We start from the raw sequence: 15,450 nt of genomic DNA, 5'->3' as shown, positions 1-15,450 counted from the left end.
TTACCGCCTGCTTCAACGAGGTCGCCATGAACAATAACAATCCTGATGAAGCCGCGATCGTTCGCAAGGTTACCCTGCGAATCATCCCTTTCGTTTTCCTGCTCTACATCGTCTCCTATCTCGACCGTGCCAACATCGGCTATGCCGCCCTGCAAATGAACAAGGAGCTCGCCCTGTCCAGCGAGGCCTTCGGTTTCATTTCGGGGATCTTCTTCATCGGCTACTTCCTGTTCGAAGTGCCGAGCAACGTGATGTTGAACAAGTTCGGCGCCAGGGTCTGGATCGCCCGCATCCTGGTGACCTGGGGTTGCATCGCCGCCCTGACCGCGTTCGCGCAGACCGCCAACCAGCTCTACATCCTGCGTTTTTTCCTCGGTGTGGCCGAGGCCGGTTTTTTCCCGGGCATCATCGTCTACCTGACCTTCTGGTTTCGCGCCAAGGAACTGGCCACCACGGTGGCGCTGTTCACAGCGGCGATCCCGGTGAGCTACATCATCGGCGCGCCCATGAGCACTTGGATCATGGACAACGTCAGCTGGTTCGACTGGAGCGGGTGGCGCTGGATGCTGTTCCTGGAAGGCATTCCCGCGGTGTTCCTCGGTGTTGCCTGCTTCTTCTACCTGACGGACCGCCCCGAACAGGCCAAATGGTTGAAGCCTGAGGAGCAGCAATGGTTGATCGCCGAGTTGGAGCGCGATCGCCTGAGCCGCAAGGACGTCAAGAGCCTGGGCGTCTACAAGACCATGACCCACCCCAAGGTCCTGTACCTGGCGTTCATCTATTTTGTCTACCAGTGCGGCAGCCTCGGCGTCGGCTACTGGATGCCACAGATCATCAAGGGCTTTTCCGAGTCACTGACCCATACGCAGATTGGCCTGATCGCAATGCTGCCGTACATCGTCGCCACGGCGGCGATGATTCTCTGGTCGCGGCATTCGGATCTGCGCAATGAACGCAAGCTGCATTCGGCCCTTCCATTGTTGATGGCCGCGCTGGGCCTGGTCGGTGCGGCGGTGCTGGGCAATCCATTCCTGGCCATGGCGATGATCTGCATTGCGCTGTCCGGGCTCTACAGTTTCAAATCGCCGTTCTGGGCCTTGCCGACGCTGTTCCTGGACCGCGCCACGGCGGCGGTGTCCATTGCGGTGATCAACTCCATCGGCAACCTTGGCGGCTTCGTCGGGCCGTCACTGATCGGCCTGGTCAAGGGCACCAGCCACAGCGCCGCCAATGGTTTGTTGTTCCTCAGCGCGTTGTTGCTTATTGGCTTCCTGATGACGCTGTTCATGCGGGTGACCAACCGGCCAGCGCCCGACGCCGGGGCGGCCTTGGGGCGCCAGGCCCATTGAGACTGACGCCTTGTCCAGGCAAGGCTTTCACTGAACCAGGAGCAAGCAATGAGTGTTATCAGCCAAGCAGTAATCGATCAGTTGGCGCCGCAAGGCCTGCTGCGGGCAGCCATCAACTTTGGCAATCCGGTGCTGGCGCAAAAGGCTGGGGATGGATCGCCCCAAGGGGTGTCGGTCGCCCTGGCACGGGCGCTGGCCGAGGAACTCGGCGTACGCCTGGAGATGATCACGTTCGATGCGGCCGGCAAGGTCTTCGCGGCACTGGAGGAGGGGGTATGGAACGTCGCCTTCCTGGCGATCGAGCCGGTGCGTGAGGAGCAGATTGCGTTCAGCGAACCCTACGTGATCATCGAAGGGACATACCTGGTGGCTGCGGACTCGCCTTACCGGCAGGTGGAAGACCTGGACCGGCCGGGCCTGCGGTTGGCCGTCGGCAAGGGCGCGGCCTACGATCTGTTCCTTTCCCGGACGCTGGAGCATGCGCAGCTTGAGCGCGCACCGACATCCGCGGGCGCGGTGGATCTGTATGTTGAACAGGGCCTGGATGCGGCGGCCGGCGTACGCCAGCCCTTGGAGCAGGTCGCGGCGCGCAACCCACGGTACCGGGTCCTCGACGGCGCGTTCACGTCCATCCGGCAGGCGATGGCCGTGCCACGTCGCTGCGAAGCCGCAGCGGCCTACGTCCGGGATTTCATCGAGCGTAAGAAAGCCGAAGGCTTTGTCCACGCCGCATTGGCCGCCAGTGGGCAGGCTGACGTGACGGTGGCGCCGTCAGCGTGAAGTGAGAGGAGGGTGGGGCTAGCGCTTTCGAAAGCAACCTCACCCCCCCTAGGTTGTGTACGAAACAGTTTGAAACGCAGGTTAGGCAAGGCAAAAACCGGCGAGGAACGACCGGGGTCGCGCTCGACTTGACTGGTTGTCAATGAGCATTCCGAGCCGGTTTTTAACGCCGCATAACCAAGTTTCAGGCTATTTCGTACATAGCCTAGGGCAAACCCGTCAGGTCACCACGCGATAGCACGGGACATACGCCGCGCCGCCGGGCAGTTTCATGCGGTGCTGGGCGACGAAGGCCTGGAGCAGGCGGTCGAGGGGTTCCATGATGGCGGGGTCGCCGTGGATCTCGTACGGCCCGTGTTCCTCGATCAGGCGAATGCCCTTGTCCTTGACGTTACCCGCCACGATGCCCGAGAACGCCCGGCGCAGGTTGGCGGCCAGTTCGTGGGGCGGCAAGTCGCGGCTCAGGCCCAGACTGGCCATGTTGGCGTGGGTCGGGTCGAACGGGCGCTGGAAGCCTTCGTCGATCTTCAGCAGCCAATTGAAGTGGAACGCGTCGTTGCGCTCGCGGCGGAACTGCTTGACCTCCTTGAGGCCCTGGGTCATCTGCCGCGCCACTTCGGCCGGGTCGTCGATGATGATCTGGTAATGCTTCTGCGCCGCCTCGCCCAGGGTCGCGCCGACAAAGGCGTGCAACTGGTCGAGGTACGGCGCCGCGCTTTTCGGCCCGGTGAGGATCACCGGGAAGGGCAGGTCCTGGTTGGACGGGTGCATCAGGATGCCCAGCAGGTAGAGGAACTCTTCCGCGGTGCCGGCACCGCCCGGGAAAATGATGATGCCGTGGCCGACGCGCACGAAGGCTTCCAGGCGCTTCTCGATGTCCGGCAGGATCACCAGCTCATTGACGATCGGGTTCGGCGCCTCGGCGGCGATGATGCCCGGCTCGGTCAGGCCCAGGTAGCGGCCACCATGGATGCGCTGCTTGGCGTGGGCAATGGTGGCGCCTTTCATCGGGCCCTTCATCACGCCCGGACCGCAGCCGGTGCAGATGTCCAGGCTGCGCAGGCCCAACTCGTGGCCGACTTTCTTGGTGTACTTGTACTCTTCGGTGTTGATCGAGTGCCCGCCCCAGCACACGACGATTTTCGGCTCCACGCCAGGGCGCAAGGTGCGGGCGTTGCGCAGCAGGTGGAAGACGTAGTCGCTGATGCCCTGGGACGAGCTGAGGTCGATGCGCTGGCTGTCCAGTTCGTTTTCGGTGTAGACGATGTCGCGCAGGGCGCTGAACAGCATTTCCCGGGTGCTGGCGATCATTTCACCGTCGACGAAGGCATCGGCCGGTGCGTTCAGCAGCTCCAGGCGCACGCCACGGTCCTGCTGGTGAATACGGATCTCGAAGTCCTTGTAGGCTTCGAGGATGGTCTTGGCGTTGTCGACATGGGCGCCGGTATTGAGGATAGCCAGGGCGCACTGGCGGAAGAGGGTGTAGATACTGCCGGAACCGGCTTCACTCAGTTGCTGGACTTCGCGCTGGGACAAGGTCTCCAGGCTGCCCTTTGGGCTCACCGAGGCATTGATTACATGTCTTTGAGTCATTCAGCGTTCCTTGAAAACGATGCCGTGCACACAGAGGCGGCATCTTGAAAAATACGTCCACGGGCAAAGATCGCACGATCCTTGCGGTATCGCCATGGGCTTTGATCCGGATCCTTCGGATCGGTTGCCGCACACAATGCGCCCCAGCATAGCTAAATCGACCGGGCAGGCGATAATGCGCGACTCTTTTCATGCCATACAAGGAAATTGCCCCGCGATGTTCGAGATCAAACCGTGGGACGCCGGGATCTACCGGCAGCAGACCCGACGCAGCACCTTCATCCTGGCCGTGACGTTCCTGGCGCTGGCGATGTTGCTCTCCAGCCTGGCCGTGATGTTCTTCGGTACGCCCGGAGGCGACAACCTGCGCTTCAATCTGGGGGGCGTGATTGTCGCGGTGCTGGCGATGGTCGCATTGCTGCGCGGGTACTTCTGGTCGCAGCCGTGGATGGCTGCGGCGGTGTACGGCTGGCAGCTCAAGCGCAGCCTGATGAGTGTTACCAATGTCATGCACCAGGTGAAGGCCGGCGTGCAGGCCGAGGACCCGGCGGCGATGAAACTGCTGCGGTTCTACCACCTGGGTCTGGCCCAGATGTATCAGTTGGACGCCAACTCCAGCGACCAGGGCTCTTTGGCCCGCGAAGCCGATGACCACCTGGCGAAGATGCAGGCGCTGGGCCTGGAGGGTGAACAACCCCGCCTGGATCCGGCCTGGATCGACGCGGTTAAACGCGTGCCGGGCGGGCGTTGATCGGACCGGAGGCAGGCACTGGGTCGAGGGGGCCCGCCCGTCGGTTGGTCGCCAGGAAAATCAAACCGGCGTGACCGAGCGTCATTCTCATGTCCTGTCATGGACAGGAGAAACGACATGCCAGGTAAAAGCGTTTATTCAACGTGGGCAGTGCTGTGCGCAGCAGTGGTCGGCTTGACCGGCTGCGCGGGCGGTAACACCGACTCGCCAGTGAGCGCGCCGGGAGTGGCGAAAACGCCGACCACCGCGGCGCTGGAAGTGGGGGCGGGGCTGATGCAGGACAAACCTGCGCTGCGGGCGCTCGACACCTACCTCGACGGCTTCCACTTCTACAACGGCCGGATGTCCGGGCAAATGGAGGCGCATCACTACTGCTCGGCGCTGAACGAGGAAGTGTTCCAGTGTGCGATCTTCGATGGCAATACGTCCGGTGCCAAGTTGATGGGGGTGGAATACATCATCAGCAAGCGTTTGTTCGAAGGGTTGCCGGCCGCTGAAAAGCAGCTCTGGCATAGCCACGTGCATGAGGTGAAGTCCGGGCAGTTGATCGCGCCCGGGATTCCCCAGGTGGCCGAAACCCGCCTGATGGAAAACCTGATCGGCACCTACGGAAAGACCTGGCATACCTGGCACACCGAATCGGGCCAGGCCCTGCCTTATGGCGTGCCGCAATTGATGATGGGGTTTACCGCCGATGGCCAGATCGACCCGCAACTTGTGCGTGAACGGGACAGTCGGATGAACGTGGACAGCGATGCCAGGAAAGCGGCACGCGCCGGTATAAAGACTCCGGCGATAGATAAGGGCGCGGATGCCTGGCAAAGAGGACAGGTATTTCAAATCAAGGGGCCGGCGGGCGTACCAGCGCATGAATAACGGGGGCGCTATGACGGTTTGTCATAAGGGACGGTTTGTCATAAGAATAGTTATTCGGCATTGTTTAAACGCGGTGGCGGTATTGTTCTGTTTGAAGTTGACGATAAAACCGCGCAGCGCTCATGTGTTTGATTGCCCGGCACCAGGGCGCAGCCAGGCTGCGCCCCAGCGGATCTTCAGGGGTTACGACTTCCTGCCACCGCCGCCTTGGCCGCGTTCGTTGCCTTTGCTGCCGGCGCCAGAGCCTTTCTGACGGTCGTTGGTGTTGTTGCCGCCCGACGCCTGTCCGCCTTTCTTACCGGCTTCAGATGCTTTATCACGATCATTTGCGAAGTTGCCTGGGTTTTTGTTTCCGCTGTTAGCCATTTCGAGAATCCTCAGTGTGGTTTAAAGCGAGCAACGTGCCTCGCATTAAATGTGAAAGGCCAGCGGCGGAGTAAGTTTAAAAAAAGCGTTGTGCTGGCGACGAGTGGTCGTACTTTTTTAATTAAGGTGTTATTTTTCCGCTTCGTTTCGTTGTTGTTGGAGATTGAGGGTTTTTATCAGTAACGACGGCACTATCATGTTGAATGATGCCGCGCGCTTAATCTTCGCCGCCGCTGACTTTCCAATGCCTGGCGTCCGCCGGGAACACCACCTGCTCGACCCGATGGGCGATGCCGAAAGCCAGGGAGTTCTCTGCCGGGATGACCCGCTCCTCGTTGCACAGGCACTTGAAGATATCCAACTGGGTGGCGGCCCCGGCGGTTTCCTTGACGTAGATTTCCACGTACCGCGCCACGTCGTTGTCCAGGCTGGACAGGTATTCGCGCAAGCGCGAGTGATCCACCGATTTCTGCCCGAAATACCAGTTCATGGGATGGATCAGAAAGCGTGAATGGGGCGTGGTGGTGCGGTCGCTGGCGGCCAGGTACATGACGATGCCCATCGACTCGATATTGCCGGCGTTCACCGCACGCACCGGCACCGGCAAGGACTTGATGAAGGTGTACAAGGTAAACCCGAAGTTGGTGCTGCCGCCCACCGTGGACAGATTGAGCATCAGCGAGTCCGCGCCTTTCTCGATGGCTTCCAGGCAATTGTCGCGGAAGCGCTCGGTGGTCCCCTGATCGATCTGGCAATGAAAATGGACAATGTGTTCGGACATCGGAGACTCCTGTCGATTTCACGCGTGTGGTGTTGCGCGAGCGCACAGTGTTGGGAGTTCAGCCTCGGCCGGATGTTCCTGATGGACGAGCCGTCGTTCGTGACCGTCAGTACCCGAACTTCGCCTCGCAGGCTTGCGTGGCTTGCGCCACCCGCTTCAGAAACATCGTCAGCCCGGCTTCTTCTATGCTCAGGCCCTTACGCACCCGAGGCTTGGGCAGTTCCTTCAGTGTGCCGAGCAGGAAACCTTCCAGCACCGCAGGGTGAATGTAGCATTTGCGACAGACGCTGGGCGTGTTGCCCAGTTGCCGGGCGACCTGCTTGACCATTTCGGCAACGTGTTTTTTCGCTTCGGTCTCGGTTTCCCAATGCAAGGCCCGCAGCCCGGCCAGGGCCGCCGCGCTGCCGGCCCAGGTGCGGTAGTCCTTGGCGGTGAAATCGGCACCAGTGAGCGATTTGAGGTAAGCATTGATGTCCGATGAGCTGACGGTGTGGCGCTCGCCGTCTTCATCGAGGTACTGGAAAAGGTTTTGCCCGGGGATTTCCTGGCAGCGCTTGATGATCCGCGCCAGGCGCCGGTCTTTCACGGTGATCTGATGCTCGACGCCGCTCTTGCCTCGGAACTGGAAAGCGATGGCGCTGCCGTTGACCTCGACATGCTTGTTGCGCAGGGTGGTCAGGCCGTAGGAGCGGTTTTCGCGGGCGTACTGGGGATTACCGACCCGGATCAAGGTCACGTCCAGCAAGGTGATCACCGTCGCCAGGACTTTGTCGCGGCTGAAGCCGGGCTGGGCCAGGATTTCCTCCAGGCGCTTGCGCAGGCGGGGCAGGGCACGCCCGAACTCCAGCATCCGCGAATATTTGTCTGCGTCGCGCACTTCACGCCAGCGCGGATGGTAGCGGTACTGCTTGCGGCCACGGGCATCGAGGCCGGTGGCCTGGAGGTGTCCGCGCGGGTCGGTGCAGATCCACACATCGGTGTAGGCCGGCGGCACCACGAGGGCATTGATGCGCTGGATCTCGGCCGCGTCGGTAATGCGTTGGCCCGCGGGGTCGAAATAACAGAATTTGCCCCGCAACATCTTGCGGGTGATGCCGGGCGCCGTGTCGTCGACGTAATGCAGGTCGGGCGGCAGGGCATCCGGGGACAGGGTGTCGGGCATGAAAAAATCCTTGGCAGCAAATCCGGTGGCCTATGGAGGATGGACCGCGGGCCCGAGCGGTCGTGCCAAGTTTCTGAAGCTGCCGGTCACCCTGGTGGGAGCGAGCTTGCTCGCGAAAGCGGAGGGGCGGCTGGAATCGAGGTTGAATGTGCCGCCGTCTTCGCCAGCAGGCGGGCTCCCATGGTAGATCGGCGACCTAAGCCAGCACCGCCACGGCCTTGATCTGCGCCCAGAGCGCCTGCCCCGGATGCAACTTCAACTGATCACGGGAATAACGCGTGATACGCGCCAGCAGCGGCGTCCCACCCGCCTCCACGCGAATCAGCACATGAGCGGCATTATCAGCGGCCAACTCACTGACCACCGTGACCGGCAGACGATTGAGGATGCTGGTCTGGGCATCGTTCGCCAAACTGAGGCTGACGTCCCGCGCCTGAACCTTGAACCGCAACGGTTGCCCCAGCCCCAGCGGCGTGTGGGTCACGCGGATGTTCAACTGGCTGTCGGGCAGGTTCAGCGTCAGCAGTTGATAAGCCGGGTCATAGCCGCTGACCTTGCCCTGGATCATCACGCCGGCGTCATCGCCCAGGGCCAGCGGCAGGTCGAGGCGGGCCAGGGTTTCGCCGATCGGTCCGCTGGCCAGGGCGCGACCGGCCTCGAGCAGGACGATATGGTCGGCCAGGCGCGCCACTTCGTCCTGGGAGTGGCTGACGTAGAGCACCGGAATGTCCAGCTCATCGTGCAGCCGTTGCAGGTACGGCAGGATCTCGTTCTTGCGGCGGGTGTCGAGGGACGCCAGCGGCTCATCCATCAGCAACAGTTGCGGGCTGGTCAGCAGGGCGCGGGCAATGCCGACCCGCTGGCGTTCACCGCCGGACAGGTTGTGTGGCTGGCGATCGAGCAAGTGACCGATGCCCAGCAGCTCGGTTGCCTGTTCCATCACCACGCGGCGCTGGCCGGGGGCGATGCGCTTGAGGCCGAACGCCAGGTTGTGCCGCACCGACAGGTGGGGGAACAGGCTGGCTTCCTGGAACACGTAGCCCAGGGCTCGTCGATGAGGCGGCACGAACACCCGGCGTGCGGCGTCTTGCCAGACCTCGCCGTTGACCTCGATGAACCCCTGTGCCGGTCGCTCCAAACCGGCGATGCAGCGCAGGCAGGTGGTCTTGCCGGAGCCGGATTGGCCATACAGCGCAGTCACGCCACGGCCTGGCAGTTGCACATCCAGGTCGAGGGAAAAGTCCCCGCGATCGAGCTGAAAACGCGCGTGGATCATCGATCAGCTCCAACCGGCACGGCTGCGGCGGCTGGAGTACAGCGCCAGCAGCACCACGAATGAAAACACCAGCATGGCCGCGGCCAGCCAGTGGGCCTGGGCATATTCCAGGGCCTCGACATGGTCGTAGATCTGCACCGAGACCACTCGGGTCTTCTCGGGAATGTTGCCGCCGATCATCAGCACCACGCCGAACTCGCCGACGGTGTGGGCGAAGCCGAGGATCGCGGCGGTCACGAACCCGGGCCGGGCCAGCGGCAGGATGACGCTGAAAAACGTGTCCCAGGGCCCGGCCCGCAGCGTGGCGGCGACTTCCAGGGGGCGGCTGCCGATGGCGGCAAAGGCGTTTTGCAACGGCTGCACCACGAACGGCATGGAATAGATCACCGAGCCGATGACCAGCCCGGTGAAACTGAAGGTGAGGGTGCCCAGCCCGAGGGCCTGGGTGAACTGGCCGATCCAACCGTTGGGCCCCAGCGCCAGCAGCAGGTAGAAGCCGATTACCGTGGGCGGCAGCACCAACGGCAGTGCCACCACCGCACCCACCGGCCCGCGCAGCCAGGACTGTGTCCGTGACAACCACAGGGCAATGGGTGTACCGACGAGCAACAGGATCACCGTGGTCAACGACGCCAGTTTCAGGGTCAACCAGATGGCGGCGAAGTCGGCGGTGGTCAGTGGCATTTAGCGTTGGTAACCGTAGGCTTGGATGATGGCAGCGGCTTTCGGACCCTTGAGGTAATCCACCAGCGCGGCGGCGGCGGGGTTATCCCGGCCCTTGCTGAGGATTACGGCGTCCTGTTTGATCGGGTCGTGCAACTCGGCTGGGACGATCCACGCCGAACCGCCGGTCACCTTGCCATCCTTGTAGATCTGCGACAAGGCCACGAAGCCGAGTTCGGCGTTGCCGGTGGAGACGAACTGATAGGCCTGGGTGATGTTCTGGCCTTCGACGATCTTGCCCTTGACCTGGGCGGTCAGCCCCAGCTTGTCCAGCACCTGGGTGGCAGCCAGCCCGTAGGGCGCAGCTTTCGGGTTGGCGATCGACAGGTGTTGGAACGCGTTGTCCTTGAGCACCTGGCCCTTGGCGTCGACGTAGCCGTCCTTGGCCGACCACAGCGCCAGGGTGCCGATGGCGTAGGTGAAGCGCGAGCCCTTGACGGTATCGCCTTCGCTTTCGAGCTTGGCCGGGGTGGTGTCGTCGGCGGCAAGAAAGACTTCGAACGGCGCGCCGTTCTTGATCTGCGTGTAGAACTGGCCGGTTGCGCCATAGGCCGCCACCAGTTTGTGGCCGGTGTCTTTTTCGAAGTCGGCGGCCATGGCCTGGATCGGCGCGGTGAAGTTGGCGGCGACCGCCACTTGTACTTCATCGGCCTGGACGGTGCCGACGGCCAGGAAGGTGCTCAGCAACAACGGCAGTAAAGGGGTGGGACGCATTGAAGACTCCAAGGGGTGGGGTGAGTTCGCTGTATACGGAAATATATAGCGAATGCCCGACAAACGGAATGCGACTTTTTGCGACAGGTTCGTAAGCGGCGGCGCAGCTTTCGCGAGCAAGCTCGCTCCCACAGGGAGGGTGTTGGATTCAACCGGTCCCTTGTGGGAGCGAGCTCGCTCGCGAAGCAGCTCTACCCGGCGACGCTCAACCCAAGACGCGACCCGGGCCGTGGAGCCGCGCCAGCGTCTCGTCGGCCAGCCGCCGGGTCAGTTCGCCCGCTGGCAATTCGCGGCCCAAGGGAAACGCCTGGCCGGCCCAGAGGTTGCTGAAATCGGCCTCATCCTTGGCGCGCAGCGGCATCAGTGCGCCACCAGCGAGGGGGAAGGCCGGGGCCAGCAGGCTCATCGGGCCCACTTCGCGCATCACCCGATTGACGATGCCCCGGGCCGGGCGGCCGGTGAACAGGTTGGTCACGGCGGTCTGGCTTTCCTTGGCCGTACGCAATGCGCGGTGATGGGATGGGCTGACCTTGGCCTCCGGCGTGAACAGGTAGGCGCTGCCCAGTTGCACCGCCGAGGCGCCCAGGGCAAACGCCGCGACGATCCCACGCGCATCGCCAATGCCACCGGTGGCGATCACCGGCACCTTGACCGCGTCCACCACCTGCGGCAGCAAGGCGAACAGGCCAACCTGGGTGTTGAGGTCATCGCTGAGGAACATGCCGCGATGGCCGCCGGCCTCGTAGCCCATGGCGATGATCGCGTCGCAACCTTGCTGTTCCAGCCAGACCGCCTCTTCGACGGTGGTGGCCGAAGAGAGGATTTTCGCGCCGGTGGCTTTGACCCGCGCCAACAGGGATTTTTCCGGCAGGCCGAAGTGGAAGCTGACCACCTTGGGCCGCATCTGCTCCAGCACGCGGCAGGCCGCGTCGTCGAATGGCGTGCGGTTGGACACCGGCGTCGGCGCGTCGAAATCGGCGCCCAGTTCCTGGTAGTAGGGCTTGAGCCGCTGCTTCCAGGCCTCGGCGCGTTGTGCATCGAACGCCGGCGGCTGGTGGCAGAAGAAATTCACGTTGAACGGCTTGTCGGTCTGTTCGCCGATGGTCGTCAGCGCCTGGCGCAGTTGCTCGACGTCGAGCATCGCCGCCGGCATCGAGCCCAGGCCGCCGGCATTGCAAGTGGCGACCACCATGGCCGGCCCGGTAACCCCGGCCAGTGGCCCCTGGATGATCGGCAGCTCGATACCGAGCAGGTCAAGGATGCGAGTGTCTGGCCACTGGCTCATGGTGCGGGTCTCCGACGGCAGAAGGAAACAGCGGTTTTAACAGGTGTGAGCGGGCCAGGGCCAGTCGAGTTTTTCAATCCGGCCCTGGCGCTTGATCCCGATGGCGAGCGGGTTACCATGCAGGTTCACTTTCAAGGAGCCCGAGGCATGGACGTAAAACTCAAGACTGTCGAACCCTTCAGCGTCGCCGGCCTGCAGGTGCGCACCCGCAACGCCGACGAGCAGCAGCCCGACACCGCCAGGATCGGCCCGATGTGGCAGCGGTTCTTCACCGAAGGCTTGTTCGACGCGATCCCGGCCAGGCAGTCGGAGTCGTTCGTCTACGGCGTGTATTCCAACTATGAGTCCGACGCCACTGGCCACTTCGATGTGACGGCGGGCGTGCAGGTCGATGCGACGAGCGCCGGCTACCCCGCCGTGGACATCGAGGGCGGGGATTACCTGGTGTTCTCGGCCAAGGGGCCGATGCCCGATTGCGTGATCCAGACCTGGGGCCTGATCTGGGCGTATTTCGCCGACAACCCGCAAGCGGTACGCCGTTTCACCACCGATTTCGAGGTCTACAGCGGTCCTGAATCGGTGGCGATCTACATCGGCGTTCAATCCCCCGACGAGCGTTCGCGCGCCAGCAACTGACGCTTGCGCTCCACGCCCCAGCGATAGCCCGACAGGTTGCCGTCGCTGCGCACCACCCGGTGGCAAGGGATCGCCACCGCCAGGCTGTTGGCACCGCAGGCCTGGGCCACCGCCCGCACGGCCTTGGGCAGGCCGATGCGCTGGGCGATCTCGGCGTAGCTGGCGGTGCTGCCGGGTGGAATGTCCCGCAGGGCTTGCCAGACCCGCTCCTGGAACGCCGTGCCGCGCAGGTCCAGGGGCAGGTCCAGGCCCAGCGCCGGCGCTTCGACGAAGCCCACGACCTGGGCGATCAACTGCTCGAACGCCCGGTCGGCGCCGATGAGGTTGGCGCGGCGGAATTTGTCTTGCAGGTCCCGCACCAGGGCATCCGGGTCATCGCCCAGGAGGATCGCGCACACGCCACGCTCGCTCTGTGCCACCAGGATCGCGCCAAGGGAGCATTGGCCGACGGCAAAGCGAATGTCGGTGTTCTGGCCGGCGGCGCGGTAGTCGGTGGGTTTCATGCCGAGGAGTTTGTCGGCCGCCTCATAGAAGCGGCTGTTGGAATTGAACCCGGCGTCGTACAGCGCGTCGGTGACGCTGCTGCCGTCGGCCAGGCGTTCACGCAGCTTGCGTGAGCGGTGAGCGGCGGCATACGCCTTGGGCGTCAGGCCGGTGACCGCCTTGAAGACTCGATGAAAATGAAATGGGCTCAGGCCCGCGTGCTGCGCCAGTTCGCTCAGGCTCGGCAGCGTCTCGGCCGTCTCGATCTGCCGGCACGCGCCGGCGATGCGCGCGGCGTGCTGGGCGGCGACCTGGGTCTGGTCCCGAGCGGTGCGCTTGCTCGGACGGTAGCCCGCGGCCTCGGCCTGTTGCGCGGTGTCGAAGAACTCGACGTTGCGCGGGTTGGGCCGGCGCGACAGGCTGCTGGGGTGGCAATAGATCCCGGTGGTCTTCACGCCATAGACGAATTGCCCATCGGCACGAGGGTCGCGGGCGAGCACGGCGGCCCAGCGTGGATCCTGTTCGGCGGCGAGGTGTTTCGAAGTGCTGTTCATGGTCGTTCTGTCCATTGGCCCGTTTTGCCTACAGTAGCGAGCCTGCGAGGCGACGGCACTCCGGGTCTTGCGGTCGAATTCTGCACCCTCAACCGGCGGTGCGGAAGGTCAGGTTGATCCGCTGGGCGCCCAGGGCCGGATGCAGGCCTTCCTTGAGCGCCAGCACGCCGTGATAGCGCAACCGGTCGACGCCGCCCCAGACCACGATGTCGCCATGGAGCAGGGCGATGCGCTGGCACTTGTCGCCACGCTCGAACCCGCCGAACTGAAACACCGCCGGCAAGCCCAGGGAGACCGAGACGATGGGTGCATCGAGGGCTCGTTCGTCCTTGTCCTGGTGCAAGGACATCCGCGCGCCGGGTACGTAGCGGTTGATCAGGCAGGCGTCCGGCTCGAAGCCTTCGAACTGGGCGTGGCGGGCGGCCGCTTGGGCCAGCTCGCGGAACACCCCCGGCATCTCGGGCCAGGGCTGGCCGCTCTGCGGGTCGTGGGCGGTGTAGCGATAGCCCCTGCGGTCGGTGGTCCAACCCAAGGCACCGCAACTGGTCAAGGCCACCGACATGGTAAAGCCACCGGGAGTGACCATCTGCCGGAAGGGCGCAGCCTGCAATACCTTTTCCAGTGCGGGCAGCAGACGCTCCAGCCATGGCAGGGCGAACCCGCGCAACACGAACGATTGCTGGCCGATCGGCTCGGTCCGCCCGGACGTGGTGGGGGCCTGGTCCGCGAACAGGTCCAGGGTGACCGGCGTGTCGTTACTGCGCATCATGAAAGATGATTCCCAAGGTGTGGCGGCGGCCGCTGTGCACGCGGCTGACGCCATGGCGCATGTTCACCCGATAATACCCGCGAACGCCCTGGACCGGTCGCTGGTGCACGGCAAACACCAGTGCATCGCCCTGTTTCAGATCGACGACCTGGGGCCGTGACTGTTGGCGCGGGCGCTGTTCGGTCAGGACGAACTCACCGCCGGTGAAGTCGCGGCCCGGCTCCGACAGCAGGATCGCCACTTGCAACGGGAACACGTGCTCGCCGTACAGATCCTGGTGCAGGCAGTTGTAGTCCTGGGGGTCGTATTGCAATAACAGCGGTGTAGGGCGCTGCTGCCCGGCGGCATGGCAGCGCTGGATGAAGTCGCCGTGGGTGGTGGGGTAGCGCACCGTCAGGCCCATGTGTTCATTCCAGCGGTTCGCCAGCGGCACCAGCAGCGGGTACAACGATTCGCGCAGTGGCTGGACGATGTCGGGCAGCGGGTAACGGAAATACTGGTATTCGCCGCGGCCGAACCCGTGACGGGCCATGATCACCCGGGAGCGGAACAGCGCGGGCTGCGCGTACAAGTCGCTGAGTTGTCGGCATTGCGTTACGGATAACAGATTGCGCACGACAGCGCTGCCGTCCTGATCGAGGCTGTCTGTCAGGGTTGGCCAGTCGATTGCGGCGAGGGAGTGGGCGAGCGAAGGGGGGAGAGGGTGCATGATGACCAACCTGAACGCGTAGGATGGGCCAGTTTGCCGAGCGTTCCATCGCCCGCCACCCCGGATCTTGCGTTGACAATCCTCGCCACACCTCTCTCCTGGACCACTAACTGCACAGGTGCCTACAGCGCCTTGCTGACCTTGACGTCGGTGATCACATCGTCGGTCTTGCCGTGCAGCGCCTGCAGAGCGGCCAGGGCTTCTTCTTGGGTGCCGGTTTCCAGTTGCGCGAATTCGAAACGACGTTCGTCGTTGAGCTTGTACTTGATGACGTATTTGGTCGTCTGGGCCACGGTTTTGCCTGTCATGAAGGTGGAGGATGCTTCAGCTCAGCTCAGCTCAGCTCAGCTTGGAGCTGGAGCGCCGGATGATCTTGATCTTGTGGGTCAGGGTCGGCTTGCGCGTGACGCTGATGGCCCGGCGGCTGACGGTGTCGATGGTAATGTTCCAGAAACCGGTGCTCGGGGCGGTAATCCGAGCCGGGAAGGTATCGAACGCACCGCCGTGGTAGGTGTGCCGGCCGCCGTTCTTGAAGCTGCGGAAGTTGGCGTCGTTCATCAGCCGGATGTTGCACATTTGGGAGCATTCGATGACGACGATGTCGTCTTCGTTCAGGTGCTCGCGCTGGTGGATGAATTTCATG

The 15,450-nt window shown here is 63.4% G+C and carries 18 protein-coding genes; 5 read left to right on the top strand and 13 right to left on the bottom strand.

Features of this window, described 5'->3' with window-relative positions; all coding sequences use genetic code 11:
- Positions 1-26 precede the first annotated feature (26 nt).
- Entirely contained in the window at positions 27-1,349 is a 1,323-nt protein-coding gene (locus tag V3H56_RS16095) for an MFS transporter (protein WP_123578930.1), read from the top strand.
- A gap of 48 nt (positions 1,350-1,397) precedes the next feature.
- Complete coding sequence (locus V3H56_RS16090) at positions 1,398-2,129, top strand: transporter substrate-binding domain-containing protein (RefSeq protein ID WP_047738907.1); 732 nt, start codon at positions 1,398-1,400, stop codon at positions 2,127-2,129.
- 219 nt (positions 2,130-2,348) lie between these two features.
- Here the strand turns inward: V3H56_RS16090 and ppnN are convergent, their stop codons facing one another.
- Complete coding sequence (gene ppnN, locus V3H56_RS16085) at positions 2,349-3,722, bottom strand: nucleotide 5'-monophosphate nucleosidase PpnN (RefSeq protein WP_042730350.1); 1,374 nt, start codon at positions 3,720-3,722, stop codon at positions 2,349-2,351.
- A 217-nt stretch (positions 3,723-3,939) separates the two neighbouring features.
- On the opposite strand from ppnN, the gene V3H56_RS16080 reads away from it, so the two are divergent.
- Both V3H56_RS16080 and V3H56_RS16075 read left to right on the top strand, forming a co-directional pair.
- Entirely contained in the window at positions 3,940-4,473 is a 534-nt protein-coding gene (locus V3H56_RS16080) for a DUF3087 family protein (RefSeq protein ID WP_053143704.1), read from the top strand.
- A 117-nt stretch (positions 4,474-4,590) separates the two neighbouring features.
- Positions 4,591-5,349 (top strand): OBAP family protein, encoded by a 759-nt coding sequence (locus V3H56_RS16075; protein WP_042730352.1) that lies wholly within the window; start codon positions 4,591-4,593, stop codon positions 5,347-5,349.
- 183 nt (positions 5,350-5,532) lie between these two features.
- Here the strand turns inward: V3H56_RS16075 and V3H56_RS16070 are convergent, their stop codons facing one another.
- The 7 genes from V3H56_RS16070 to V3H56_RS16040 all read right to left on the bottom strand — a co-directional run bounded on the left by V3H56_RS16070 (position 5,533) and on the right by V3H56_RS16040 (position 11,656).
- A complete protein-coding gene (locus V3H56_RS16070) occupies positions 5,533-5,715 on the bottom strand; it encodes a general stress protein (RefSeq protein WP_042730353.1) in 183 nt (60 codons plus the stop codon).
- Between the two features lie 217 nt (positions 5,716-5,932).
- Positions 5,933-6,496, bottom strand: a complete 564-nt coding sequence (locus tag V3H56_RS16065; protein ID WP_042730354.1) for an ATP-dependent Clp protease proteolytic subunit — start codon at positions 6,494-6,496, stop codon at positions 5,933-5,935.
- Positions 6,497-6,602: 106 nt separating this feature from the next.
- Positions 6,603-7,658, bottom strand: coding sequence for a DNA topoisomerase IB (locus V3H56_RS16060; protein ID WP_338473605.1), 1,056 nt, complete (start codon positions 7,656-7,658; stop codon positions 6,603-6,605).
- A 196-nt stretch (positions 7,659-7,854) separates the two neighbouring features.
- Entirely contained in the window at positions 7,855-8,934 is a 1,080-nt protein-coding gene (gene modC, locus V3H56_RS16055; protein ID WP_042730356.1) for a molybdenum ABC transporter ATP-binding protein, read from the bottom strand.
- A gap of 3 nt (positions 8,935-8,937) precedes the next feature.
- The gene (gene modB, locus V3H56_RS16050; protein WP_042730357.1) at positions 8,938-9,618 is read right to left on the bottom strand and encodes a molybdate ABC transporter permease subunit; all 681 of its coding nucleotides are present in this window, start codon (positions 9,616-9,618) and stop codon (positions 8,938-8,940) included.
- Complete coding sequence (modA, locus tag V3H56_RS16045) at positions 9,619-10,371, bottom strand: molybdate ABC transporter substrate-binding protein (RefSeq protein WP_047738903.1); 753 nt, start codon at positions 10,369-10,371, stop codon at positions 9,619-9,621.
- Between the two features lie 205 nt (positions 10,372-10,576).
- Complete coding sequence (locus V3H56_RS16040) at positions 10,577-11,656, bottom strand: nitronate monooxygenase family protein (protein ID WP_338473604.1); 1,080 nt, start codon at positions 11,654-11,656, stop codon at positions 10,577-10,579.
- A gap of 147 nt (positions 11,657-11,803) precedes the next feature.
- On the opposite strand from V3H56_RS16040, the gene V3H56_RS16035 reads away from it, so the two are divergent.
- A complete protein-coding gene (locus V3H56_RS16035; RefSeq protein WP_042732069.1) occupies positions 11,804-12,292 on the top strand; it encodes a GyrI-like domain-containing protein in 489 nt (162 codons plus the stop codon).
- Here V3H56_RS16035 and ada read toward each other — a convergent pair.
- The 5 genes from ada to V3H56_RS16010 all read right to left on the bottom strand — a co-directional run bounded on the left by ada (position 12,256) and on the right by V3H56_RS16010 (position 15,449).
- The gene (gene ada, locus V3H56_RS16030) at positions 12,256-13,329 is read right to left on the bottom strand and encodes a bifunctional DNA-binding transcriptional regulator/O6-methylguanine-DNA methyltransferase Ada (RefSeq protein ID WP_042732068.1); all 1,074 of its coding nucleotides are present in this window, start codon (positions 13,327-13,329) and stop codon (positions 12,256-12,258) included. The genes V3H56_RS16035 and ada overlap by 37 nt on opposite strands.
- Positions 13,330-13,417: 88 nt before the next feature.
- A complete protein-coding gene (gene alkB / locus V3H56_RS16025; RefSeq protein ID WP_338473603.1) occupies positions 13,418-14,098 on the bottom strand; it encodes a DNA oxidative demethylase AlkB in 681 nt (226 codons plus the stop codon).
- Positions 14,085-14,807 (bottom strand): 2OG-Fe(II) oxygenase, encoded by a 723-nt coding sequence (locus V3H56_RS16020; protein WP_338473602.1) that lies wholly within the window; start codon positions 14,805-14,807, stop codon positions 14,085-14,087. Before V3H56_RS16020 ends, alkB begins: the two co-directional genes overlap by 14 nt.
- 122 nt (positions 14,808-14,929) lie before the next feature.
- Positions 14,930-15,115, bottom strand: coding sequence for a hypothetical protein (locus V3H56_RS16015; RefSeq protein ID WP_042732066.1), 186 nt, complete (start codon positions 15,113-15,115; stop codon positions 14,930-14,932).
- A gap of 31 nt (positions 15,116-15,146) precedes the next feature.
- The gene (locus V3H56_RS16010; protein ID WP_030142225.1) at positions 15,147-15,449 is read right to left on the bottom strand and encodes a DUF1883 domain-containing protein; all 303 of its coding nucleotides are present in this window, start codon (positions 15,447-15,449) and stop codon (positions 15,147-15,149) included.
- Position 15,450: the final 1 nt, after the last annotated feature.

Source organism: Pseudomonas sp. MS646 (genome assembly GCF_036693845.1).
GTDB lineage: Bacteria > Pseudomonadota > Gammaproteobacteria > Pseudomonadales > Pseudomonadaceae > Aquipseudomonas > Aquipseudomonas chlororaphis_E.
This window is presented reverse-complemented; position numbering and strand designations above follow the sequence as displayed.

Excerpts from the sequence above, each read along its gene's own strand:
- V3H56_RS16015 (WP_042732066.1), bottom strand. The coding sequence starts at position 15,115 with ATGACAGGCAAAACCGTGGCCCAGACGACCAAATACGTCATCAAGTAC.
- V3H56_RS16080 (WP_053143704.1), top strand. The coding sequence starts at position 3,940 with ATGTTCGAGATCAAACCGTGGGACGCCGGGATCTACCGGCAGCAGACC.
- V3H56_RS16075 (WP_042730352.1), top strand. The coding sequence starts at position 4,591 with ATGCCAGGTAAAAGCGTTTATTCAACGTGGGCAGTGCTGTGCGCAGCA.
- alkB (WP_338473603.1), bottom strand. The coding sequence starts at position 14,098 with ATGATGCGCAGTAACGACACGCCGGTCACCCTGGACCTGTTCGCGGAC.
- V3H56_RS16090 (WP_047738907.1), top strand. The coding sequence starts at position 1,398 with ATGAGTGTTATCAGCCAAGCAGTAATCGATCAGTTGGCGCCGCAAGGC.
- ppnN (WP_042730350.1), bottom strand. The coding sequence starts at position 3,722 with ATGACTCAAAGACATGTAATCAATGCCTCGGTGAGCCCAAAGGGCAGC.
- V3H56_RS16070 (WP_042730353.1), bottom strand. The coding sequence starts at position 5,715 with ATGGCTAACAGCGGAAACAAAAACCCAGGCAACTTCGCAAATGATCGT.
- ada (WP_042732068.1), bottom strand. The coding sequence starts at position 13,329 with ATGAACAGCACTTCGAAACACCTCGCCGCCGAACAGGATCCACGCTGG.
- V3H56_RS16060 (WP_338473605.1), bottom strand. The coding sequence starts at position 7,658 with ATGCCCGACACCCTGTCCCCGGATGCCCTGCCGCCCGACCTGCATTAC.
- modB (WP_042730357.1), bottom strand. The coding sequence starts at position 9,618 with ATGCCACTGACCACCGCCGACTTCGCCGCCATCTGGTTGACCCTGAAA.
- V3H56_RS16010 (WP_030142225.1), bottom strand. The coding sequence starts at position 15,449 with ATGAAATTCATCCACCAGCGCGAGCACCTGAACGAAGACGACATCGTC.
- modC (WP_042730356.1), bottom strand. The coding sequence starts at position 8,934 with ATGATCCACGCGCGTTTTCAGCTCGATCGCGGGGACTTTTCCCTCGAC.
- V3H56_RS16020 (WP_338473602.1), bottom strand. The coding sequence starts at position 14,807 with ATGCACCCTCTCCCCCCTTCGCTCGCCCACTCCCTCGCCGCAATCGAC.
- V3H56_RS16035 (WP_042732069.1), top strand. The coding sequence starts at position 11,804 with ATGGACGTAAAACTCAAGACTGTCGAACCCTTCAGCGTCGCCGGCCTG.
- V3H56_RS16040 (WP_338473604.1), bottom strand. The coding sequence starts at position 11,656 with ATGAGCCAGTGGCCAGACACTCGCATCCTTGACCTGCTCGGTATCGAG.
- V3H56_RS16065 (WP_042730354.1), bottom strand. The coding sequence starts at position 6,496 with ATGTCCGAACACATTGTCCATTTTCATTGCCAGATCGATCAGGGGACC.
- V3H56_RS16095 (WP_123578930.1), top strand. The coding sequence starts at position 27 with ATGAACAATAACAATCCTGATGAAGCCGCGATCGTTCGCAAGGTTACC.
- modA (WP_047738903.1), bottom strand. The coding sequence starts at position 10,371 with ATGCGTCCCACCCCTTTACTGCCGTTGTTGCTGAGCACCTTCCTGGCC.